The 7,753-nt window shown below is 76.1% G+C and carries 2 protein-coding genes; both read right to left on the bottom strand.

Annotation, left to right across the window (positions count from 1 at the left end; genetic code table 11):
* A partial coding sequence (locus AB0K43_RS30880; RefSeq protein ID WP_363645639.1) for a type I polyketide synthase occupies positions 1–1,967 on the bottom strand: 1,967 nt, incomplete at its 3' end.
* A 74-nt stretch (positions 1,968–2,041) separates the two neighbouring features.
* Positions 2,042–7,738, bottom strand: a complete 5,697-nt coding sequence (locus tag AB0K43_RS30875) for an SDR family NAD(P)-dependent oxidoreductase (RefSeq protein WP_363645637.1) — start codon at positions 7,736–7,738, stop codon at positions 2,042–2,044.
* Positions 7,739–7,753 lie beyond the last annotated feature (15 nt).

Raw genomic sequence — 7,753 nt, 5'->3', positions numbered from 1 at the left:
CCCACCAGAGCCGCCGCATCCCCCAGCGACCACACCCCCGCCACATACGCCGCCGCCAACTCACCGATCGAATGCCCCGCAACAAAATCCGGCCGTACCCCCCACGACTCGAACAACCGGAACAACGCCACCTCCACCGCGAACAACGCGGGCTGCGCCCACCCCGTCCCGTCCAACCCCACACCCGAAACGATCACCTCACCCAACGGCAACCCCAACGCCCCCGCCACCTCGTCGAACGCCCCCGCGAACACCGGAAACGCCCCGTACAACTCCCGCCCCATCCCCACCCGCTGACTCCCCTGACCGGAGAAGAGCAGGGCGAGGCGGCCGGTGCCGAGGGTCGAGCCGGTGACCACGTCGGCGCGCTCCAGCGACCGCAGGCCGGCCAGATCGCCGAGCACCACCGCCCGCTCCTCGAACGCGGTCCGGGTGGTGACCAGCGCCCGGGCGACCGAGAGCGGGTCGGCGCTCTCCAGCAGGTCGGCCACCCCGTCGGCCTGCGCCCGCAGCGCCTCCGCCGAGCGCGCCGACACCACGAACGGCAGCACCGGCGGCGCCAGGGCCGGCGGCTCCACCGCCGGGTCCTCCGGCGCCTCCTCGATGATCACGTGGGCATTGGTGCCGCTCGCACCGAAGGCGGAGACGCCGACCCGGCGCGGACCGTCCGCCTCGGGCCAGTCGCGCTGCTCGGTGAGCAGTTCCACCGCGCCCGCCGACCAGTCGACGTACGGGGTGCGCTCCTCGGCGTGCAGGGTGCGGGGCAGCACGCCGTGCCGGATCGCCAGCACCGACTTGATCACGCCGGCGACCCCGGCCGCGGCCTGGGTGTGCCCGATGTTGGACTTCAACGAGCCCAGCCAGAGCGGCTGTTCACGGTCCTGCCCATAGGTGGCCAGCAGCGCCTGGGCCTCGATCGGGTCGCCCAGCCGGGTGCCGGTGCCGTGCGCCTCGACGGCGTGCACATCGGCGGGGGCGAGCCGGGCGTTGGCCAGCGCCTGGCGGATCACCCGCTGCTGGGCGGGGCCGTTGGGGGCGGTCAGCCCGTTGGAGGCGCCGTCCTGGTTGACCGCCGAACCGCGCAGCACCGCCAGCACCTCGTGCCCCAGCCGCCGGGCGTCCGACAGCCGCTCCACCAGCAGCAGGCCCACCCCCTCCGCCCACCCGGTGCCGTCCGCCGCCGCCGCGAACGCCTTGCAGCGCCCGTCGACGGAGAGTCCGCGCTGCCGGGAGAACTCCACGAACCCCTGGGCCGTCGCCATCACGCTGACCCCGCCGGCCAGGGCGAGATCGCTCTCGCCGGAGCGCAGCGACTGGGCCGCCAGGTGCAGCGCCACCAGCGAGGAGGAGCACGCCGTGTCCACCGTCACCGCCGGGCCCTCGAACCCGAAGGTGTACGAGATCCGCCCGGAGGCGACGCTGTCCAGGCCGCCGATGCCGAGGTAGCCCTCCAGCTCGCCCGGGGCGTCGTGCAGGCGCGGGGTGTAGTCGCTCCCGGCGATGCCGGCGAAGACGGCGGTCCGGCTGCCGCGCAGCGAGGCCGGGTCGATCCCGGCCCGTTCGAAAGCCTCCCAGGCGGTCTCCAGCAGCACCCGGTGCTGCGGGTCGGTGGCCAGCGCCTCGCGCGGGGATATCCCGAAGAACTCGGCGTCGAACTCGGCGGTGGTGTCCAGGAATCCGCCGTGCCGGGTGTAGGAGGTGCCGGGGTGGTCCGGGTCGGGGTCGTAGAGCGCGGCCAGGTCCCAGCCGCGGTCGGCCGGGAACTCGGTGACGGCGTCGACGCCCTCCGACACCAGCCGCCAAAGGTCCTCGGGCGAGGCCACCCCGCCCGGCAGGCGGCAGGCCATGCCCACGATCGCGATCGGCTCCCGCTTGGCGCTCTCCACCTCCTGGAGCCGCCGGTTGGCCTTCTGGGCGTCCGCCAGGGCGCGCTTCAGGTAGTCCCTGAGCTTCTGGTCGTTGGACATCGGTGCCTCTCGCATCACGGGGTTACGGTCGTCGGGGGTCGGACGGGGTCGGTACGGGTGGGCCCTGCCGGGCCTCAGTAGGTGTCGGAGTTGCGGTCGACCAGCTGGAACAGCTCCTCGTCGCTGGCGTTGTCGAAGTCGAACCCGTCCTCGACGTCGAGACCGTCCCCGAGATCCCACCGGTCGACCAGCGCCCGCAGCCTGGCCAGCAGCGAGCCGCGGTCGAGCTCCTCGGCGGCGCCCGGTCCGGCGAGCGCGCGCTCCAGCGCGGCCAGCGACTCCAGCGCGCCGAGCGGAGCGGATCCGTCGTCACCGAGCGGGAGTTCGGCCAGCAGGTAGCCGGCGACGGCCTCCGGGGTCGGGTGATCGAAGATCAGCGTGGCGGGCAGGTCCAGCCCGGTGCCGGCGCCGATCCGGTTGCGCAGTTCGACGGCGGTCAGCGAGCTGAGGCCGAGGTCCCGGAACGCCCGGTCGGCGGCCACCCCGGTGGTGTCCTGGTGGCCGAGCACGGCGGCGGCCTCCCGGCGGACCAGCTCGAACAGCTCGGCGGCGCGGGCCGCCGGGTCGTCCAGGGCCGCCAGCCGGGCCACCCACGGGGCGCTCTCCCCCGCCGCCGCCGGCCGGTCGAGGGCCGCGGTCACGGTGGTGTTGGAGACGGTCGCCTCCAGCCAGTACCGCTGCCGCTGGAAGGGGTAGGTGGGCAGCCCGATCCGGCGCGGGCGGGCGCCGTCGAGCGCCACCGTCCAGTCCACCGGCACGCCACGCACCCACAGTTCGGCGGCGGAGAGCAGGAACCGGTCGAGTCCGCCGTGGTCCCGGCGCAGCGTCCCGGCGACCACCGCGCGGCGGCCGAGGCCGGCCGACTCCAGGGTCTCCTGGATCGGCACGGTGAGCACCGCGTGCGGGCTGATCTCGACGAACACGGTGTGGCCGTGCTCGGCGAGGGCCCGGGTGGCGTCCTCGAAGCGCACGGTCTCCCGCAGGTTGGCGACCCAGTACCCGGCGTCCAGGCCGGCGGTGTCCTGCCAGTCACCGGTGACGGTGGACAGCAGCGGCACCGAACCGGCGCGCGGGCGGACCGGGCCGAGCAGGTCGAGCAGTTCCGCCCGCAGCCCGTCCACCTGGGCGGAGTGCGAGGCGTAGTCGACCGGGATGGGCCGGGCCCGGACCTCCTCGGCCTGGTAGCCGGCCACCAGTTCGGCGAGTGCGCCGGGTTCGCCCGAGACCACGGTCGCGGACGGTCCGTTGACGACGGCGACCGACAGCCGATCACCCCAGGCGGCGATCCGCTCGGCGACCCGGTCGGCGGGCAGCGCGACCGAGGCCATTGCGCCCTGGCCGGAGAGCGCCAGGATGGCCCGGCTGCGCAGGGCGACCACCCGGGCGCCGTCCGCCAGCGAGAGCCCGCCGGCGACCACGGCGGCCGCGATCTCGCCCTGGCTGTGGCCGACCACGGCGTCCGGGTGGACGCCGTGGGCCCGCCAGAGCTCGGCGAGCGAGACCATCACCGCCCAGAGCACGGGCTGCACCACGTCGACCCGCTCCAGCCCGGGCGCGCCGGGCGCGCCACGCAGCACCTCGGTCAGCGACCAGTCGGTGTGCGGGGCGAGGGCGGCGGCGCACTGCTCGATCCGGGCGGCGAACACCGGCGCGGAGTCGAGGAGTTCGACGGCCATGGCGGCCCACTGGGAGCCCTGGCCGGGGAACACGAAGACCGTCCGGCCGGTCACGTCGGCGGTGCCACGCACCAGGGCGGGCGAGGGGTCGTCCGCCGCCAGTGCCCGCAGGCCCGCCGGGCCGCCGACCGTGACCGCCCGCTCCTCCAGCGCACCGCGGGCGGTGATCAGGGCATGCGCGACGTCCACCGGCTCGGCCACCGCCAGCAGTTCGGCGATCTGCCCGGCCTGGGCCCGCAGCGCCTGCGTCGAGCGGGCCGACACCGCGAGCGGCAGGGCCGACGGGGCCGCGCCGCGCTCGGGCTCGGGCCGCTCCTGCGGCGCCTGCTCGATGATCACGTGCGCATTGGTGCCGGAGACCCCGAAGGAGGACACCCCGGCCCGGCGCGGGCGCCCGCTGTGCGGCCAGTCCCGCTGCTCGGTGAGCAGCCGGACCTCGCCGGCCGACCAGTCGACGTACGGGGAGGGCTCGTCCACGTGCAGGGTGCGGGGCAGCACGCCGTGCCGGATCGCCTGGACCATCTTGATCACCCCGGCGGCGCCGGCGGCGGCCTGGGTGTGCCCGATGTTGGACTTCAACGAGCCCAGCCAGAGCGGCTGTTCACGGTCCTGCCCATAGGTGGCCAGCAGCGCCTGGGCCTCGATCGGGTCACCGAGGGTGGTGCCGGTGCCGTGGCCCTCGACCGCGTCCACCTCGGCCGCGGCGAGCCCGGCGTTGGCCAGCGCCTGCCGGATCACCCGCTGCTGCGAGGGGCCGCTCGGGGCGGTCAGTCCGTTGGAGGCGCCGTCCTGGTTGACCGCGCTGCCCCGGACCACCGCCAGCACCCGGTGCCCCAGGCGTCGCGCGTCCGAGAGCCGCTCGACCAGCAGCAGGCCCACGCCCTCGCCCCAGCCGGTGCCGTCCGCGGCCCCCGCGTACGCCTTGCAGCGGCCGTCGACGGAGAGCGCGCGCTGCCGGGAGAACTCCACGAAGGTGGTCGGGGTGGACATCACGGCCACCCCACCGGCCAGCGCGAGGTCGCACTCGCCGGAGCGCAGCGACTGGGCCGCCAGGTGCAGCGCCACCAGCGAGGAGGAGCACGCCGTGTCCACCGTCACCGCCGGGCCCTCGAACCCGAAGGTGTACGAGATCCGCCCGGAGGCCACACTCCCGGCCGTGCCGTTGCCGAGCCAGCCCTCCAGCTCGGCCGGGACCTCGCGGACCCGGGGTGCGTAGTCGTGGTACATCACCCCGGCGAACACGCCGGTACGGCTGCCTCGCAGCGCCTCCGGGTCGAGGCCGGCGCTCTCCATCGCCTCCCAGCCGGCCTCCAGCAGCAGCCGCTGCTGCGGGTCGGTGGCCAGCGCCTCGCGGGGTGAGATCCCGAAGAACGCGGCGTCGAACTCGGCCGCCCGGTCGAGGAAGCCGCCGTGCCGGGTGTACGAGGTGCCGGGGCTGTCCGGGTCCGGCGAGTAGAGCGCCGCCAGGTCCCAGCCCCGGTCGTCCGGGAAGTCGCCGATGGCGTCCCGGCCTTCGGCGACCAGCTGCCAGAGCTGGTCGGGGGTGGTGACACCGCCGGGCAGGCGGCAGGCCATGCCGACGATCGCGATCGGCTCGTCCGCCCGGAGCGGCAGGGCGGCGGGCCGCGGGGCCGGTGCCTCGGCCGCGCCGAGCAGTTCGGCCAGCAGGTGCTCGGCCAGCGCGGCCGGGTTGGGACGGTCGAAGACCAGGGTGGCCGACAGCCGCAGTCCGGTGGCCGCGGCGATCCGGTTGCGCAGCTCGACCGCGGTCAGCGAGTCCAGCCCGAGTCCGGTGAACGACCGTCCGGCGCCCACCGATTCGGCGTCGCCGCCGAGCACGGCGGCGACCTCGGTACGGACCAGCCGCAGGACCTCGGCGAGCCGCTCGGCCGCGTCCGGCAGCGCCGCGAGGCGCTGGGCGAGCGCGGTGCCGCCGGCGGCCTGGCCGCCGGCTCCGGCCGTCCGGCGGGTCGGGCGGACCAGACCGCGCAGCAGGGCCGGTACCGGGCGCCCGTGCAGCGCGGCCAGGTCCAGCGGCGCCGGCACCAGGGTCGCGCGGTCGGTGAACCGGGCCGCCGTGTCGAAGAGTTCGAGCCCCTCGGCGGAGCCGATCGGCCGGATGCCGAACCGGGCAAGGCGGGCGTGGTCGGTCGCTGTCAGGTGCCCGGTGATGCCGCTGGCCTCGGCCCACTGGCCCCAGGCCAGCGACTGCGCGGGCAGGCCGATGGCGCGGCGGCGGGCGGCGAGTGCGTCGAGGTAGGTGTTGGCCGCCGCGTAGCTCGCCTGCCCCGGCGAGCCGAGCACGGCGGCGACGGAGGAGTAGAGCACGAAGGCGGCCAGGTCGTGGCCCCGGGTCAGCTCGTGCAGATGCCGGGCGCCGTCGGCCTTGGGGGCCCAGACGGTGGCCAGCCGCTCCGGGGTGAGCGATCCGAACACGCCGTCGTCGACCACACCGGCGGTGTGGATCACGGCGGTGAGCGGGTGCTCGGTCGGGATCGCGGCGATGGCGGCGGCGAGCGCCGCACGGTCGGCGGCTTCGGCCGCCACCAGGTACACCTGCGCACCCTGCGCCTCCAGCTCGGCGCGCAGTTCGGTGGCGCCGGGGGCGTCGGGGCCGCTGCGGGAGAGCAGCAGCAGCTGACGTACGCCGCGCTGCTCGACCAGGTGCCGGGCCAGTAGCGCGCCGAGCACGCCCGTGCCACCGGTGATCAGCACCGTGCCGTCCGGGTTCCACGGCCGCGCCGGGGAGTCGGGCACCGGCGCCACCCGCTGCAGCCGGGGGACGGACATCCGCCCTTCACGCAGGGCGAGTTGGGGCTCCCCGGTGGCGACGGCCGCGGCCAGCGCCTGCTCGGAGGCCGGGTCGCCGTCGGTGTCCACCAGCACGATCCGGCCCGGGTGCTCGGACTGCGCGGAGCGCAGCAGCCCCCACACCGGCGCCACCACCGGATCCGGCGAACCACCCGCCACCGCCACCGCGTCCCGGGTCACCACCACCAGCCGCGCATCCTCCGCGGCCTGCCCCAGCCAGGACTGCACCGCGGCCAGCACCTCCGGCAACACCTCGTCGTGCGCGGTGACCCGCAGCTCCTCGAAGGGATCGGCGGTGGCGGCCGGTAGGTCGAACTCCGGCCAGGCGACGGCGAACAGGGTGTCCCGGCCGACCGCCGGACCACCGCCGGCCGCACCGTCCTGGAAGGGACGGGTGACCAGCTCGGCGATCGACACCACCGGCCGGCCCGCCGGGTCGGTGGCCTCCAGCGCGTACTGGTCGGGGCCGGTGGCGGTCATCAGGACCCGCAGTTCGGTCGCGGCCGAGGCGTGCAGGGTGACGCCGCGGTAGGCGAAGGGCAGCCGGCGCCCGGCGCCCGCGCCGCCGTGCAGGGCGGGCAGCTGGGCGGCGGCGTCCAGCAGCGCCGGGTGGATGCCGAACCTCGTCGCGTCCGAGGTGAGTTGATCCGGCAGGGCCGCCTCGGCGGACAGCGTCCCGCCGTCGCGCCGGACCGACCGCAGGCCGCGGAAGGCCGGGCCGTAGTCCAGACCGGCGGCGGCGAGCAGCTCGTACGCCTCCTCGGCGGACAGTTCCTCGGCGTCGATGCCCGGCCCGGCGTGGGCAGCGGCCGCGGCGGGGGCGGGGGCGGGGGCGTCCGAGAGCAGCCCGCTCGCGTGGCGGGTCCAGTCGGCGTCCGCGGCCGGGCGGGAGTGCACGGTGACGGAGCGGACGCCCTGCTCGTCGGGTTCACCGACGGCCACCTGGAGGTGGAGCGAGCCCGTGGCCGGCAGCACCAGCGGTGCCTCCACCACCAACTCGTCCAGGGTGGCCGCGCCGACCTCGTCGCCGGCCCGGATGGCCAGCTCCACCAGGGCGGCGCCCGGGGCGATGACCGCGCCGTGCGCGACATGGTCGGCCAGCCACGGGTGGGTGGTGAGCGACAGGCTGCCGGTCAGCAGGACGCCGGCGGACCCGGCGGGTGCCACGGCCGCCCCGAGGATCGGGTGGGTGACCGCGCCGAGCCCGAGGCCGCCGGCGTCGGCGGTGCGGGTGGCGGTCTCCAACCAGTAGCGGCGGCGCTGGAACGGATAGGTCGGCAGCACCACCCCCACCGGCCG

Origin of the sequence: Kitasatospora sp. NPDC049258, assembly GCF_040678895.1 — a bacterium.
Taxonomy (GTDB): domain Bacteria; phylum Actinomycetota; class Actinomycetes; order Streptomycetales; family Streptomycetaceae; genus Kitasatospora.
Note: the sequence above shows the minus strand (reverse complement) of the source record. Positions and strands in the feature narration are given on the sequence as shown.